This window comes from Phenylobacterium sp., assembly GCF_030693405.1.
GTDB lineage: Bacteria > Pseudomonadota > Alphaproteobacteria > Caulobacterales > Caulobacteraceae > Phenylobacterium.
The window spans coordinates 47746-61600 of sequence record NZ_JAUYAW010000044.1 but is presented as its reverse complement, the minus strand read 5'-3'; the positions used below and the strand labels follow the sequence as shown (position 1 = coordinate 61600).

General features: G+C 68.8%; 16 protein-coding genes and 1 riboswitch. Of the genes, 7 read left to right on the top strand and 9 right to left on the bottom strand.

The window, feature by feature from the left end; genetic code table 11:
* The first annotated feature begins 14 nt into the window (after positions 1–14).
* Together Q8N19_RS08410 and Q8N19_RS08405 are read left to right on the top strand one after the other, a co-directional pair.
* Positions 15–482: a YaiI/YqxD family protein gene (locus Q8N19_RS08410; protein ID WP_305589653.1), complete on the top strand. Its 468-nt coding sequence runs from the start codon at positions 15–17 to the stop codon at positions 480–482.
* 75 nt (positions 483–557) lie between these two features.
* The gene (locus tag Q8N19_RS08405; protein ID WP_305589651.1) at positions 558–911 is read left to right on the top strand and encodes a DUF1428 domain-containing protein; all 354 of its coding nucleotides are present in this window, start codon (positions 558–560) and stop codon (positions 909–911) included.
* A 5-nt stretch (positions 912–916) separates the two neighbouring features.
* Here the strand turns inward: Q8N19_RS08405 and Q8N19_RS08400 are convergent, their stop codons facing one another.
* The gene (locus Q8N19_RS08400) at positions 917–2845 is read right to left on the bottom strand and encodes an alpha/beta fold hydrolase (protein ID WP_305589649.1); all 1929 of its coding nucleotides are present in this window, start codon (positions 2843–2845) and stop codon (positions 917–919) included.
* A gap of 73 nt (positions 2846–2918) precedes the next feature.
* On the bottom strand, positions 2919–3170 hold the full coding sequence (locus Q8N19_RS08395; RefSeq protein ID WP_305589647.1) for a hypothetical protein: 252 nt from the start codon (positions 3168–3170) through the stop codon (positions 2919–2921).
* 298 nt (positions 3171–3468) lie between these two features.
* Between Q8N19_RS08395 and Q8N19_RS08390 the strand changes: the two genes are divergently transcribed.
* The gene (locus tag Q8N19_RS08390; RefSeq protein ID WP_305589646.1) at positions 3469–3948 is read left to right on the top strand and encodes a DUF421 domain-containing protein; all 480 of its coding nucleotides are present in this window, start codon (positions 3469–3471) and stop codon (positions 3946–3948) included.
* A 5-nt stretch (positions 3949–3953) separates the two neighbouring features.
* On the opposite strand, the gene thiC is transcribed toward Q8N19_RS08390, so the two are convergent.
* Both thiC and Q8N19_RS08380 read right to left on the bottom strand, forming a co-directional pair.
* Positions 3954–5792 carry a phosphomethylpyrimidine synthase ThiC gene (thiC, locus tag Q8N19_RS08385; RefSeq protein WP_305589644.1) on the bottom strand — a complete coding sequence of 613 codons (1839 nt, stop codon included), beginning with the start codon at positions 5790–5792 and terminating at the stop codon, positions 3954–3956.
* Positions 5793–5824: 32 nt separating this feature from the next.
* Positions 5825–6232: a hypothetical protein gene (locus Q8N19_RS08380; protein ID WP_305589642.1), complete on the bottom strand. Its 408-nt coding sequence runs from the start codon at positions 6230–6232 to the stop codon at positions 5825–5827.
* Positions 6228–6335, bottom strand: a riboswitch (TPP riboswitch). It overlaps the preceding gene by 5 nt.
* Positions 6336–6469: 134 nt before the next feature.
* On the opposite strand from Q8N19_RS08380, the gene Q8N19_RS08375 reads away from it, so the two are divergent.
* On the top strand, positions 6470–6898 hold the full coding sequence (locus Q8N19_RS08375; protein ID WP_305589641.1) for a DUF6491 family protein: 429 nt from the start codon (positions 6470–6472) through the stop codon (positions 6896–6898).
* A gap of 12 nt (positions 6899–6910) precedes the next feature.
* Here the strand turns inward: Q8N19_RS08375 and Q8N19_RS08370 are convergent, their stop codons facing one another.
* On the bottom strand, positions 6911–8482 hold the full coding sequence (locus Q8N19_RS08370) for a sulfotransferase (RefSeq protein ID WP_305589640.1): 1572 nt from the start codon (positions 8480–8482) through the stop codon (positions 6911–6913).
* 225 nt (positions 8483–8707) lie between these two features.
* On the opposite strand from Q8N19_RS08370, the gene Q8N19_RS08365 reads away from it, so the two are divergent.
* From Q8N19_RS08365 to Q8N19_RS08355, 3 genes are all read left to right on the top strand, one after another.
* Positions 8708–9103 carry an MAPEG family protein gene (locus Q8N19_RS08365; protein WP_305589638.1) on the top strand — a complete coding sequence of 132 codons (396 nt, stop codon included), beginning with the start codon at positions 8708–8710 and terminating at the stop codon, positions 9101–9103.
* A 68-nt stretch (positions 9104–9171) separates the two neighbouring features.
* Positions 9172–10176 carry a D-cysteine desulfhydrase gene (locus tag Q8N19_RS08360; protein WP_305589636.1) on the top strand — a complete coding sequence of 335 codons (1005 nt, stop codon included), beginning with the start codon at positions 9172–9174 and terminating at the stop codon, positions 10174–10176.
* Complete coding sequence (locus tag Q8N19_RS08355) at positions 10173–10862, top strand: aspartate/glutamate racemase family protein (protein WP_305589634.1); 690 nt, start codon at positions 10173–10175, stop codon at positions 10860–10862. The genes Q8N19_RS08360 and Q8N19_RS08355 overlap by 4 nt, the downstream gene beginning before the upstream one ends.
* A gap of 21 nt (positions 10863–10883) precedes the next feature.
* Here Q8N19_RS08355 and Q8N19_RS08350 read toward each other — a convergent pair whose 3' ends face one another.
* From Q8N19_RS08350 to Q8N19_RS08335, 4 genes are all read right to left on the bottom strand, one after another.
* Positions 10884–11732, bottom strand: coding sequence for a neutral zinc metallopeptidase (locus tag Q8N19_RS08350; RefSeq protein ID WP_305589632.1), 849 nt, complete (start codon positions 11730–11732; stop codon positions 10884–10886).
* A 55-nt stretch (positions 11733–11787) separates the two neighbouring features.
* Positions 11788–12144: a hypothetical protein gene (locus Q8N19_RS08345; RefSeq protein ID WP_305589630.1), complete on the bottom strand. Its 357-nt coding sequence runs from the start codon at positions 12142–12144 to the stop codon at positions 11788–11790.
* 49 nt (positions 12145–12193) lie between these two features.
* Complete coding sequence (locus Q8N19_RS08340) at positions 12194–12769, bottom strand: tetratricopeptide repeat protein (protein WP_305589628.1); 576 nt, start codon at positions 12767–12769, stop codon at positions 12194–12196.
* 136 nt (positions 12770–12905) lie between these two features.
* The gene (locus Q8N19_RS08335; RefSeq protein WP_305589626.1) at positions 12906–13829 is read right to left on the bottom strand and encodes a DMT family transporter; all 924 of its coding nucleotides are present in this window, start codon (positions 13827–13829) and stop codon (positions 12906–12908) included.
* Between the last annotated feature and the right edge of the window lie 26 nt (positions 13830–13855).

The following is a 13855-nucleotide window of genomic DNA, read 5'->3' as shown; positions in this document are numbered from 1 at the left end:
ACAGGGAGCCAGCCGTGAGCCGCAAGCCGATCGAAATCTTCATCGACGCCGACGCCTGTCCGGTGAAGGACGAGGTCTACAAGGTCGCCCAGCGCTACGGCCTGAAGACCTGGGTAGTGTCCAACGCCTTCATGATGATCCCCACCTCGCCCATGGTGGAGCGGGTGATCGTCGATGCGGGTCCCGACGTGGCCGACGACTGGATCGCCGAGCATGTGGCGCCGGGCGATGTGGCCATCACCAACGACATTCCGCTCGCCGAACGGGTGCTGCAGGCGAGCGCCCACGCCATTGCGCCCAACGGGAAACCGTTCACCGAGGACTCCATCGGCTCGGCCATCGCCCAGCGCGCCCTGATGGAGCAGCTGCGCTCCACCGGCGACATCTTCGGCGGCCCCAAGCCCTTCGACCGCAATGACCGATCGCGCTTCCTGCAGGCCCTGGACGAGGTGATCCAGAAGGAACGCCGCCGACGAGGATGAGAATCGCGCGGCCGCTGTCGGAGTCCACAGCGCCTGGTCGTCCTTGAGCAGTGACCTGACCCCAAGGAGAGACCCATGCCTTATGTCGATGGCTTCGTGCTCGCAGTCCCCAAGGCCAATCTGGACGCCTACAAGGCGATGGCCACCCTGGCCTCGGAGGTCTGGATGGAGCACGGCGCGCTGAGCTACGTAGAATGCGTCGGCGACAACACGCCCGTCGGCGAGGTGACCTCTTTCCCCCGCGCGGTCCTGGCCAAGGATGACGAGGTGGTGGTGTTCGCCTGGGCCACCTACGAGTCCCGCGAAAAGCGCGACGAGGTGATGGCCAAGGTCATGGCCGACCCGCGGATGAACTACGAGCCGGCCACACTGCCCTTTGACGGCGCGCGGATGATCTTCGGCGGCTTTGAGTCGATGATCGTCCGCTAGGTCGCTCAGGGCGCGGGGTTCAGCACCGACTTCAGGAACTGCACCTCGGTGGCGCGCACAGCCTCCTGGTTGGACTTCTTGTGGACGCCATGGCCCTCGTCCCTGGCCAGGATGTACCAGACCTCGGTGCCCTGGGCGCGGAGACGGGCGACCATCTGCTCGGATTCCGAGGCCGGCACCCGGGGGTCATTGGCCCCCTGATAGATCATCATCGGCTTCTTCATGCGGTCAGACATGTTGATCGGCGCGATCTTCTCGAACACCGCCCGCATGGCCGGATCGCGCTCATCGCCATACTCGGCGCGACGAAGATCCCGGCGATAGCCCTCGGTGTTTTCCAGGAAGGTGATGAAGTCGGAGATGCCGTAGAGGTCGATCACCCCGACCAGCCGGTCGTTGTAATGGGCGGCGACGGCGAGCGCCATGTAGCCGCCATAGGACTGGCCGACCACGGCCACGCGGCTGGCGTCGAGGTCGGGCTGTTGGGCCACCCAGTCCAGCAGGGCGCCGATGTCCTTGACCGAGTCCTCGCGCTTTTCAGCGTTGTCGAGAGACAGATAGGTCTTTCCGTAGCCGGTGGAGCCGCGGACATTGGGGATGATCACTGCCGCGCCAAGTTCGTTCACCCAGGACTGCCGACGGGGATTGAAGCTGGGCTGCTCCTGCCCCTCGGGTCCGCCATGGATCTGGATCACCACGGGCAGTTTTCCGCTCACCCCCTGCGGCCGGTAGATGAAGGCCGGGATCGAGCGGTCATCAAAGGTCGGGTAGCGGAACAGGGCCGGCTCCACGAGCCTCGCGGCGTCCAGGCCGCCCAGCTCGCTCTGCGTCCAGCGGGTCAGCTCGCCGCTGGCCAGCTCATAGTCCCAGACATCCCCTGAAGTCGTCGAGGTGGACAGGCTGAGGCCCAGCCGGGCCCCATCCTTGGAGAACTTCAGGGCGGTCAGGACGCCTTTCGGAAGGTCGGGTCCTTTCAGCAGGCGGCCGCTGGCGACGTCACGCAGCAGGACCTTCGAATAGCCCTCCTCATTGACCATGTAGGCGACAGTCTTGCCGTCCGGCGAAATGTCGAAGGCTTCGGCGCCCCATTGCGATCCCGGCGCGAGGTCGCGCATGGCGCCGGTGGCGAGATCAAACACCACCGGTCGGGCGACTTCCGAGCCGTCGTCCGACAGGGTCAGCACGCCCGCGCCGCCATCGACGAAGGCCGCGCCCTCATAGAAGACCTGGCGGTCGGCGGGGCCGACCTGCGTCAGCTGACCAGACGCCACGTCGAGCACGAACAGCTCCACAAAGGCGATGGAGTTGTAGCGGCTGATGAGGATGCGCCGGCCATCGGGGGAGATGGCCGTGGGCGCCATGGCGCCCTGCCCCTCAAGCACCACGCGGCGGGCATCCGGCGCCGAAGTCTGGGCCAGCATGATGTCATAGTTGGGATCGCCGGGGGTCACCTGGCTCCAGACCACCACCGCGCCGTCCTTGGAAAAGACGAAGTCGCTGTTGCGGGTCCCGGGCGCGGTGAGCCGCACCTCCTGGCCATTCAGATCCCGCAGAAAGCCCTGATAGTACTCCGAGCCGCCCTCATCCCGCCGGTAGATGAAGCGGGAGACGCCGGGCTGAACCTTGGCGGCCGTGATCGGCTCATTGAAGAAGGTGAGCTGGGTCCGCGCCGCGCCGGGCGCCGCCAGCCGGTGGATCTGCGTCGTCTCGCCGAACCGGGTGGAGATCAGCATGGAGCCGTCGGCCAGCCAGTCCTTCAGCTCAGCCGAACGCACCTCGTAATAGGGGGATATGGCCGCCTGCAGGCCATCGGGCGCGGCCGGCACGCCTTCATAGACCAGCTGGCCGATCTCTCGACGTTCGACCTGGGCCAGGGCTCCGCTGGCGATGAGCAGGGCGAGGCCCGCTCCGACGACGACTGAACGCAAAACCATGGGCGGCCCCTGAACTGTGGAAGGGGCGAGCCTTTCCCCTTGCAGGCCCCGCGTCAATGGCGGGGCCAGAAGTTCACCGCCGATGGCGCAGCGCGCTCCAAAGCAGGGCGAGGCCACCGAGGATCAGGACCTGGCCCACGGCGGCGATGAGGGTCGTCGCCCCAAGACCCAGCTGGAACAGCGCCTTTTCGAGCTCGGGCGTCCGTCCATGGGCCACCATCAACATGGCGCTCACCAGGGCGAAGCCGGTCAGCGCGGCGACCATCCCCCAGACCGCCCGCCGGGGGCCCGGGTGGCGGCCGATTTTCGATCCCTCATCCGCCATGGTCGGCTCCTTTTGTGGAGGGAGCTTGGCCCAACGCCATTGCCACGCCTTGATCGGCGTCAAGCCGCCGGATCGGTGGAAGGCCCTGAACAGTCTGCCGTCGTCCCGCCTTCACCACCGTCATGCTCGCCCTTGGGGCGAGCATCTCTGCTCGAGGCGGGCGCAAGCGTCGCGAGGGACTTGGGGGCGCCAGGCCCAGGAAGCCGGCTGGCGATTGGTCCCCGAACCTCGACTGGCCAGGGAGCCTTTGCCCCGCCTGCGTGTTGCTCCGCCATGCACAACTTCAGACGCGGCCCCCATGGACTTTGAGGCCCTGTTCACAGGCTGGGACCCGATCCTGCGCATCCTGGTGGTGGGAACGGCGGCCTATGTGGCCCTGGTCGTCGTCTTGCGAGTCTCTGGCAAACGGACTCTGTCCAAGCTCAACGCCTTCGATCTGGTGGTTACAGTGGCGATCGGCTCGACCTTTTCCAGCATCCTGACGTCAAAGGACCTCGCCCTCGCCGAAGGTGTGGCGGCGCTGGCCCTGCTGGTCGGGCTGCAGTACGCCGTCACCTTACTTTCGGTGCGGATCAAGGCGATCGACAAGCTGGTCAAGTCCGAGCCGAGCCTGCTGCTGAAGGACGGCGCGCCCTTGCCTGGCGCCCTGCGCCGGCAGCGGGTGACGCAGGAGGAGCTGCTCGCCGCCATCCGCACCTCGGGCGGCGCCGAGCTGTCCGACGCCGCCTTCGTGGTCCTGGAGTCTGACGGCAGCCTGAGCGCCGTCCTCAAGGGCTGAGCGGTTCAGCCCTTCGGCGTTGGCACATAGACCTCGCCGCCGGTGGCCCGGAACTTCTCGCTCATCTCGGCCATGCCCTGGACGGCGGCGTCGTTCTGGCCGCGGGCGGCCTCGCGGATGTCCTGGCTGATCTTCATGGAACAGAACTTGGGGCCGCACATGGAGCAGAAGTGCGCCGTCTTGTGCGCCTCCTTGGGCATGGTCTCGTCGTGATAAAGCCGCGCCGTCTCTGGATCGAGACCCAGGTTGAACTGGTCCTCCCAGCGGAACTCGAACCGGGCCCGCGACAGGGCGTCGTCCCAGGCCCGGGCCGAGGGATGCCCCTTGGCGAGGTCGGCGGCGTGGGCGGCGATCTTGTAGGTGATCACCCCGTCCTTCACGTCCTTGCGGTCGGGCAGGCCCAGATGCTCCTTGGGCGTCACGTAGCAGAGCATGGCGGTGCCGAACCAGCCGATCATGGCCGCCCCGATCGCGCTGGTGATGTGGTCATAGCCCGGCGCCACGTCGGTCGTGAGCGGGCCCAGCGTGTAGAAGGGCGCCTCGCCGCAGACGGCGAGCTGCTTGTCCATATTGGCCTTGATCTTGTGCATGGGCACGTGGCCCGGCCCCTCGATCATGGTCTGGACGCCGTACTTCCAGGCCACCTGGGTCAGCTCGCCCAGGGTCTCCAGCTCGGCGAACTGAGCCGCATCATTGGCGTCGGCGATGGAGCCAGGCCGCAGGCCATCGCCCAGGCTGAAGCTGATGTCATAGGCCCGCATGATCTCGCAGATGTCTTCGAAGTGCTCGTAGAGGAAGCTCTCGCGGTGGTGGGCCAGGCACCACTTGGCCATGATCGAGCCGCCGCGGGAGACGATGCCGGTCACCCGGTTGGCGGTCAGCGGCACATAGGCCAGACGCACGCCCGCATGGATGGTGAAGTAGTCCACCCCCTGTTCGGCCTGCTCGATCAGGGTGTCGCGGAACACCTCCCAGTTCAGGTCCTCGGCGACGCCGTTCACCTTTTCCAGGGCCTGATAGATGGGGACGGTGCCGATGGGCACGGGGCTATTGCGGATGATCCAGTCGCGGATGTTGTGGATGTTGCGCCCGGTGGACAGGTCCATGACCGTGTCGGCGCCCCAGCGGATGGCCCAGACCATCTTGTCCACCTCGTCGGCGACGGTGGAGAGCACCGCGGAATTGCCGATATTGGCGTTGATCTTGACCAGGAAGTTCCGGCCGATCGCCATCGGCTCCAGCTCGGTGTGGTTGATATTGGCCGGAATGATGGCCCGGCCGCGGGCGATCTCATCGCGGACGAACTCCGGTGTCACCAGGTCAGGAATGGAGGCGCCGAAGTCCTCGCCGTCGCGGATGAAGGCCTCGCCCTCCTTGCGGCGCAGGTTCTCGCGGATGGCCACATACTCCATCTCGGGCGTGACGATCCCGCGGCGGGCATAGTCCATCTGGGTGACGCTGACCCCGGGACGGGCCCGATAAATCCGCCGGGGCTGGCTGAACTCCGGCGCCAGATGGGCGCCGCGGGCGAAGCCATTGTCCTCGGGCTTGACGTTGCGGGGGTCGGCGACGACTTCCACATCCCCGCGGGAGACGACCCAGGGCTCGCGGGTGCGGGGCAGGCCCTTGTCGATATCGATGCTTGCGGCGGGATCGGTATAGGGACCGGACGGATCATAGAGGGTCACCGGCGGCTCGCCGGCGCTTTCATGCACAGCCACCTCGCGGAAGGGCACGCGGATGTCGGGCCAGAGCCGCCCGGCCTCATAGACCTTTTTCGAGCCCGGACGCTCCCCGGTCGGGATGGCGTCGGCGTCGAGACTGGGGGTCAGCGGCTTGTTCATGGAGGATCTCTGTGAGGATGTCGGAATGAGATTCAGGCGGCGGCCTGGCGGTATCCCACCAGGGTCAGCCAGACCCCGACGCCCACGGCGGCGAGGCCTGCGGCCACCACCAGGGGCGTCCTGGCGATGACATTGTCGGCAAGGTCGAACAGCACGCCCGGCGCGAACAGAAGGAAGACGCCGCGCAGGGTCAGGAGCCAGATGGTGAGGCTGAGGGCGATCTCGGCCGGGGTTCGCCAGCGCTGGTGGACCGCCATCAGGGCCAGTCCGGCCAGGACGAGCAGCATGCCCGTGACGAAGGTCAGGGCCGGATCGCCCTGAAATCCTTCGAGGAGCGACAGAAGGTCGTCACGGCGCAGGACGGCGGCGGCCCCGGCCACGGCCAGGAACGGCCCGAGTATCCGGGCGGTCAGTCGTGTCGAGTCCAAGACCCGCGCCATGGCGCTCTCCCTTCCCTTCGCCGGCATGACCCGGATCAGGTTCTACGGGTCGCGGGCTCACCCGCCTCTCAGCCGCTCATGCGCGGCCCCCCGAGGATACGTCGACACTAGCCCTCCTGGGCGACGCCGCCAAGGGCTGTGCAAGGCCCAGCTTCAGCCCCAATGGCGCCGTCAGATAAGTCTGGACCCGGAACGTCGGGACCAGCCGCCACGTTGTCGGCTGAAGGAGGAACAACAATGCTCAACCACGCCACCGCGGCCGCCGCCCTGGGCGCGCTTGCCCTCGCCGGATGCGCCGCCGCGCCGCCGGCCGGCGGACCATCCTCGCCCGCCATGGCCGCCAACGCCACAGAGCCCGGCCGCGCCTGTTTCCGCGTAAGCGGCATTCGCGGCCAGAAGATCATCGACCGCAACACGGTCCTGTTCCGCACCAGCGTCGGCCCCCAGGATGTGTTCCGCGTCACCATGCGCAATGGCTGCCTGAACACTGCCGCCTCGGACCCGCTGGTGCTGATCCCCTCCGGGGGCTCCGACACAGTCTGCGACCGGATGGATCTGGATGTGCGGGTCGCCTCGCCCATCGGCGCGACTCCGTGCCTGGTGCAGGAGGTGCGCAAGCTGAACTCCGCCCAGGTCGCCGCTCTGGGCCCTGGCGAGCGGCCCTGACGACGCCGCGCCCTAAAGTCTGACGCCGGCGGACTCCAGCGCTTCACGCAGGGGCGCGAGACCCGGGCCGTAGCTGCGCCATCGTCCGATGGAGCCGGCGTGGGTCGCCATGACCGCCGCCGCCGGTGCGGTGGCCTCATCCTGCGCCAGGAAAACGGGATCGACGTCCAGGCCACAGAATTCGAGCAGGCGGCGGGTTTCGCCCTCCGGATCAGCGACCAGATCCTCCAAGGCCACCTCGGTGAACCGGTCAACGGGCAGAACCTGGCGCCAGTGGGCCATCAGGCGCTCGAAGCCGGCGCAGTAGGCGGCCGTATGTGTCAGGTCGTAGGCATAGTCGTAACAGGCCAGGTCCGTGGGGAGCAGCCGCCGGTAGGTCTCCATACAGGCGTCCATCGGATGACGACGAACGCAAATGATCCGCGCCTGCGGCATGGCCCGGTGGATCAACCCGGCCCAGACGATGTTGAGAGGCGCCCGGTCCACGGAGCGCCCGGATCCGGCCAGCCGCGCGCCCGCCATCTGCAGGTAGGCCTGTCCAGCCCTTCGAAGATCGATCTCGCCCGCGGCCTCGAGAGCCGCCTCGTCCATCAGAAGCGCGCCGGATGAGCCCGTCATCCGCTGCAGGACCAGACCGAAACTGGTCAGGTTGTCGACCGAGGCGACCTCCCGATGTTGCGAGAGAATCTGCTCGACCGCGGCAGCGCCGCCACATGGCAGGCCGAGCACGAAGATAGGCCCCTCAGACGTCGCGCCCCGCGCGCCGGCCGTGGCGGTGGGACAGGTGGCCCGGGCGGCGGCGAACAGGTCAGCGTCGGCGCGGGGGTCATAGCCCACCTGCCGCCCCATGGCGGCCTTGGCGCGGATCAGCCAGTCCAGGGCGATCTCGAAATTCCCCAGATCCTCATGGGTCTTGGCCAGGGCGTGGCCGAGATGCAGACGGGGCGCGGCCGATCCGCGGGCCGCCGCGAACTGGGTCTCCAGGTCAGGCAGGAAGTTCTGCTCTGCGGTCTGGCGTCGCAGAAGCACCCGCGACGACCAGGCCTGGTGCAGGCCCGGATCCAGCGCCAGGGCCTGAGCGAACGCCGCCTCGGCGCCGTCTGCATCCCCGACATCCTGCCGCGCGAAGGCGAGGTGGCAGGCGATGCTGGCCCGCACCGGCTCCCTGGCAAGCGCGGCTTCGAAGTGGCCGATGGCGCGGCTGGGCAGCCCGACCTGCCTGAACACGACGCCCAGGATGTCGAAAATGAGCGCGTCAGCCGGCTTGCGGGCCTCGGCGATCTGCGCCTGCGCCAGCGCTTCATCCCGGCGGTTCATCGCGATCAGGCAGCGGGCCAGATGGGCCGGGGCGCGGGGGTCGTCGAGATCCAGGGCGGCGGCGCGGCCAAACAGCTCGGCGGCCTTGCCGGGATTGTCATGATCGGCCGCAAGGACGCCGAGCAGGAACCACGCCCCGGCCGCCTGGGGGTCGGCCGCCAGCGCCTCCATGCACAGGGCGTGAGCCGGCTCATAGGCCTGCTCGGCCATCAGGCGCTCGGCCTGCGCCAGGCGTTCGGTGGTGGAGTTCAGGGTCCCTGCGGTCATTGGGGGCGTCGTCAAACCCGTACATGCGCGAACAGGGGCCCCTCATACCGGATTATCGCCCGCCCCGGCGCCCCAAGGCCTTTGGAACCTGATCCGGGCGCAGATGCGGCTGGCCCATCGACCGCCTGCCTGGTGCTGACGCCGGGGCCGCCTTGACGGCGGCCTGGTGTCGGCGTCCCCTCCTGCGCTCAAGCTCCACCAGGGAGCGCCAAGGGGGACGCCGAAATGACCATTGAACTCGTCATGCTGGCCTGGACGTTGGTCCTGGCCTTCATCCAGATCCTGCTCTTCGACATGGCGCGCACCGCCCAGTACGGGCTGAAGTGGAACACCGGCGCCCGGGACGAGGAGATGCCGCCGCTCCACCCCCGCGCCCAACGGCTGCAACGGGCCCAGGCCAATCTGTTCGAGACCCTGCCCATCTTCATCGGCGTGGTGCTGATCGCCCATGTGACCGGTCGCGGAACCGAGCTGAGCGCCATCGGCGCCCAGGTCTATTTCTGGGCCCGGGTGGCCTATGTTCCGCTCTACGCCTTCGGGGTGCGGGGCCTGCGGTCCCTGGCCTGGCTGATCAGCATCGCCGGTCTCGGCCTGGTGGCGGCGCCGATCCTCGTTCCCTGACCGGGTGGGACGCAGACGACGGGTCAGGCGCGTGATAGGGCAGGCTCGAGTTCATCGAGGAGCCGATCATGCACCTGGCCCGTTTTCCCCGCGTCCGCTTCGCTCACCTGCCCACGCCGCTTGAGGCCGCGCCCCGACTGGGGGAGGCGCTCGGCGGCCTGAGCCTGTTCATCAAGCGGGACGACGCCACGGGCCTGGCCGGCGGCGGCAACAAGACCCGCAAGCTGGAATTCCTGGCTGGCGAGGCCGTGGCCCAGGGGGCCGACACCCTGGTCACCCAGGGCGCGATCCAGTCCAACCATGTGCGCCAGACGGCCGCCGCGGCGGCACGGCTGGGCATGGCCTGCGAGATCATCCTGGAAGCCCGCACCGGCTCGGGCGCCGTGGACTACAATAATTCCGGCAATGTGCTCCTCGACCGCCTGCTCGGCGCGAACATCGAGACCGTGCCGGGCGGCAGCGACATGAACGCCGCCCTGGAGCGCGTCGCCCAGGGGGTGCGTGAGCGCGGCGGGCGGCCCTATGTGATCCCCGGCGGCGGCTCCAATGCGGTCGGCGCCCTGGGCTATGCCGACTGCGCCCGGGAGCTGGTGGTCCAGGCTGACGCCATGGGGCTGAAGATCGACCGCATCGTCACGGCCACCGGCAGCGCCGGCACCCATGCGGGTCTGGTGGCCGGCCTGGCCGTCATCGGCGCTGACATACCGGTCCTCGGCATCGGCGTGCGGGCGCCGCAGGCGACCCAGGAGGCCAATGTCTTCAAGCTGGCCCAGGAGACCTGCGCCCTGCTCGGCCAGGAGGGCCGGGTGACCCGCGACCGCGTGGCGGCCAATTGCGACTATGTGGGCGCGGGCTATGGCCTGATCGACCAGGCGGTGATTGACGCCTTGAAGCTGGCGGCCCGCACCGAGGCCCTGATCCTCGATCCCGTCTATAGCGGCAAGGCCATGAAGGGCCTCATTGACCTCTGCGCCCAGGGCGCCTTCAGGGATGAGACCGTAGTCTTCCTGCACACCGGCGGCGCCCAGGGCCTGTTCGGCTATCAGGGCGAGCTGGAAGGCCAGCTGGGATGAGCCTGATCCTTGGCGTCCTGGGTGGGATGGGGCCGGCGGCCACCCTCGACTTCCTGGCCAGGCTTCAGGCCTACACCCCCGCCGAACGGGACCAGGACCATATCCGCGTCCTGATGGACCTGAACCCGCAGGTCCCTGACCGCAATGTCCCCGGCGCCGGGGCGGGCCCGGTGCTGGCCGAGATGGCTGGCGGCCTGGCTGGCGGCGGGGCTGAGGTGCTGGCCATGCCCTGCAACACCGCCCACGCCCATGCAGATCTCATCGTGCGCGCCAGCGGCCTGCCCCTGATCGACATGATCGGCGGCGCGGCCAAGGCCGCGGCCGACACCGGCGCGAGGCGGGTCGGGGTGCTGGGCACCAAGGGTGCGCTGCGGCTCTACCGTGAATATCTCGCAGCCCGGGGCCTGGGCTTGGTCGCCCTGGGGGCTGAGCGCCAGGAGGCGTTCATGGAGGTCCTCTACCGCATCAAGGGCGGAGACCGGTCGGCCCAGGCGCGGGCGGAGATGGCCGGGCTCGCCCGCGATCTCGTGGCTGAGGGGGCCGAGACCCTGATCGCCGGCTGCACCGAGGCGCCGCTGGTCCTCTCGCCCGCCGAGGTGTCCGTGCCGCTGATCGACGCCGGCGACCTGCTGGCTCGCCGATGTGTGGCCGTCTGCCTGGAGCGCGAGCCGCCGCCGTCAATCTGAGGCGCTCCAGAGCCTGATGGTCTAGAGCCGTGCGGCGCTGAAGGTGTCGCAGGCGTTGGGGTCGCCCGACTCCGCCCCCCGGCGGAACCAGGCCATCCGCTGGGCGCTGGAGCCGTGGGTAAAGGCGTCGGGCACGACCCGGCCTTGGGACTGCTTCTGGAGGGTGTCGTCGCCGATGGCCGAGGCCGCCGCCAAGCCCTCGGCGATGTCGTCAGGTCCGAGCGCCACGGCGCCGCCGGACGCCGCTTCGGCCCGGGCGGCCCACACGCCGGCATAGCAGTCGGCCTGCAGCTCCAGCCGCACGGCGCCGCTTTCCGCCCCCTGGGAGCCCAGGCGCCGGGCCTGGTCCATCTCACCGGTCAGGTTCTGGACGTGATGGGCGACCTCATGGGCGATGACATAGGCCCGCGCCGCCTCGCCCCCTGCGCCGAACTTGTTTTCAAGATCATCCCAGAAGGACAGGTCCAGATAGACGCTGCGGTCAGCCGGGCAGTAGAAGGGGCCCATGGCCGCCTCCCCTGTGCCGCACCGCGTGCCCGTGGCCTGTTCGTAGAGCACCATGGCGGCCGGCGGCTCGTAGGTCTGACCAGCCTGGTCGAAGATCTCGGTCCACACCTCGGCGGTGGAGGTCTCGATGACATCGACGAACTGGCCGGCTTCATCATCGGGCGCGCCGCGGACGCCCGCGCTCTGGGCCGCCGGCGCGCCACCGCCGTTCACCACGCTGAGCGTCGTGGTCGGATCGATGCCGAAGACGAAATAGCCGATCAGGGCCAGCACCACGCCGCCGACCCCAAGCCCGCCGGCGACGGGTCCGACCCCGCGCCGGTCATCTATGTTTCCAGACCGCCGTCCGCCCCGCCAACGCATGCGCGCTCATCTCCCAAAGACCAGGCGCGACCATGCCCTGGCCGCGATGCGAAAACTACCGCCCGTCGCGCGCCAGGATCGCCCGCACCCGGGCGTTGGAGTCCGCCAGCCGCGCATCGGGAATGCGAACGTCCTCCGGCCCGCCGATCGGGGATAACCAGGGGGTCGCCGGCGCCAGGTCCGACGCCTCCCGCTGGCGGCGCAGGTCCTGCAGGGCCCGCTCCGTCTGCATCTGGGACGACAGGGCGTTCAGCTCGTTCTGCTGGGCGACCCCGCGATAGCGGTCCATCTGCTGCTGAGACTCGAGCACGCCAAGCTGGTGTTGCGTGTAGGCGTCCTGGGCGAGCGTCGGAGTGGCCAGGACAGCGATGGCCAGGCCAGCAAGGGCGACACGGGGGATGATGGGGCGCATGGGGCGGACTCCTTTGCCACCTCAACGCGCCACCCGCCCCTGCGGGTCCCTATTGCGGCCGGGTGCGGGTCGTGACCGAGAACCGGGCCAGTTGCTCGGTGGGCGCGGCCCAGCCGGGCGCCAGTTCCAGCGCCTTCTGGTAGTCGAAATAGGCCGACCGGGCGTCTTCCAGTCCCTCATGGGCCAGGGCGCGGTTGTAATAGGCCTTGGCCGGCTCCTCGACGCCGAGCTCCAGGCCCCGGTCAATGGCCGGCAGGCTTTCGGCGTAGCGCTTCTGGCCGATCAGGGCTGCGCCGCGGTTGACGTGCCCCTCCCCCAGGTCCGGCTTCATCTTGATCGCCTGGTCGAAGTCGGCGATGGCGCGGGGATATTCGGCGCGGCGCATGCGCAGGACGCCACGGTTCACATAGGTGCCGGCCCGGTCCCGGGCGTTGAGGAATTCGGTTTCGAGGGCGAGGTCGCAGAACTCCTCGAACCGCTCGTCGGACTGGCCGCCGACAGCGGCCTTGGAGCAGGCTTCGGCCATGCCGCCGCCGATGATGGTCACCGCGCCATGGGCCGATCCCGCCGCAGCGGCTGTGGTCAGGGCGGCGAGCGCCGCCAGGATGGAAAGTCGACGACCCATGGCCGGACCCCCTGAGGTTGATCTCGTCGACCCGGTGTCGACGACCTGAACAGACTCTTCCCGTATCGCGGTTCCGTCAATGTGACAGACCGCGTCAAGGCTGCAATTTAGTCTTGGAAATCAACTTCCGGAGGTGTCACGCCGGGGGCTCGCGGCGACGCCTCGTCTCCCGATAGAGGATGTAGAGACCACTCGCCGCCACCACGCCGGCGCCGACCAGGGTCAACGCCCGCGGCAGCTCCTCCCAGACCAGGAAGGCGAACAGGCTGGCCCAGACCAGCTGGGTGTAGTCGAACGGCGCCACTACCGCCACGGGGGCGACGCGGATCGCTTCGGTCAGCAGAAGCTGGCCCACGCCCCCCAGCAGGCCCATCACCACCAGCAGGGCGAAGGTGCCGGGATCGGGCATGATCCAGCCGAAGGGCAGGCTGGCCAGCCCCGCCAGGGCGCCGGCGACGGTGAAGTAGAAGACGATCCGGGGGCCAGGCTCGGTCATGCTGATCTGGCGGATGGTGATCATGGCGAGCGCCGAGCCCACCGCGCCGATCAGGGCGAAGATGACGCCGATATTGGCCAGGTTCGCCGGGTCAGGCCGGATCATGATCAGCACGCCGACGAAGCCGACCGCCACCGCCGCCCAACGGTGCGGCCCCACAGACTCCTTCAGCAGGGGGACCGAGAGGGCCGTCATGAACAGGGGGGCCGAGAAGGACAGGGCCGTGGCCTCGGTCAGGGGCAGGTGGGACACCGCCAGAAAGCCGCCAATCATGCCAGTGAGGCCGACCATGGCCCGGGTCGCGTGAGCCCCTGGCCGGGTGGTGCGCAGAACGCCGAACCCGCTGGTGCGCCAGATGTAGATGGCGATGGGAATGAAGGCGAAGGCGTTGCGGAAGAACAGGGTCTCGAAGATCGGCACCCCCCGCTCCGAGGCGACCTTCACCAAGCCAAACAACCCGGCCAGACAGGCCATGGCGCAGACCCGCAGGAGGATCCCGAAGCCCACGCGCGCGGCGGGCCGCTGCAGGGGGCCTGGGATCGGAACGGGGGTGTCACTCGCCATGGCTGGCCATGACCCGGCGACGGCGC

Coding starts and splice junctions, on each gene's coding strand:
- Q8N19_RS08405 (WP_305589651.1), top strand. CDS start 558: ATGCCTTATGTCGATGGCTTCGTGCTCGCAGTCCCCAAGGCCAATCTG.
- Q8N19_RS08400 (WP_305589649.1), bottom strand. CDS start 2,845: ATGGTTTTGCGTTCAGTCGTCGTCGGAGCGGGCCTCGCCCTGCTCATC.
- Q8N19_RS08395 (WP_305589647.1), bottom strand. CDS start 3,170: ATGGCGGATGAGGGATCGAAAATCGGCCGCCACCCGGGCCCCCGGCGG.
- Q8N19_RS08390 (WP_305589646.1), top strand. CDS start 3,469: ATGGACTTTGAGGCCCTGTTCACAGGCTGGGACCCGATCCTGCGCATC.
- thiC (WP_305589644.1), bottom strand. CDS start 5,792: ATGAACAAGCCGCTGACCCCCAGTCTCGACGCCGACGCCATCCCGACC.
- Q8N19_RS08380 (WP_305589642.1), bottom strand. CDS start 6,232: ATGGCGCGGGTCTTGGACTCGACACGACTGACCGCCCGGATACTCGGG.
- Q8N19_RS08375 (WP_305589641.1), top strand. CDS start 6,470: ATGCTCAACCACGCCACCGCGGCCGCCGCCCTGGGCGCGCTTGCCCTC.
- Q8N19_RS08370 (WP_305589640.1), bottom strand. CDS start 8,482: ATGACCGCAGGGACCCTGAACTCCACCACCGAACGCCTGGCGCAGGCC.
- Q8N19_RS08365 (WP_305589638.1), top strand. CDS start 8,708: ATGACCATTGAACTCGTCATGCTGGCCTGGACGTTGGTCCTGGCCTTC.
- Q8N19_RS08360 (WP_305589636.1), top strand. CDS start 9,172: ATGCACCTGGCCCGTTTTCCCCGCGTCCGCTTCGCTCACCTGCCCACG.
- Q8N19_RS08355 (WP_305589634.1), top strand. CDS start 10,173: ATGAGCCTGATCCTTGGCGTCCTGGGTGGGATGGGGCCGGCGGCCACC.
- Q8N19_RS08350 (WP_305589632.1), bottom strand. CDS start 11,732: ATGCGTTGGCGGGGCGGACGGCGGTCTGGAAACATAGATGACCGGCGC.
- Q8N19_RS08345 (WP_305589630.1), bottom strand. CDS start 12,144: ATGCGCCCCATCATCCCCCGTGTCGCCCTTGCTGGCCTGGCCATCGCT.
- Q8N19_RS08340 (WP_305589628.1), bottom strand. CDS start 12,769: ATGGGTCGTCGACTTTCCATCCTGGCGGCGCTCGCCGCCCTGACCACA.
- Q8N19_RS08335 (WP_305589626.1), bottom strand. CDS start 13,829: ATGGCGAGTGACACCCCCGTTCCGATCCCAGGCCCCCTGCAGCGGCCC.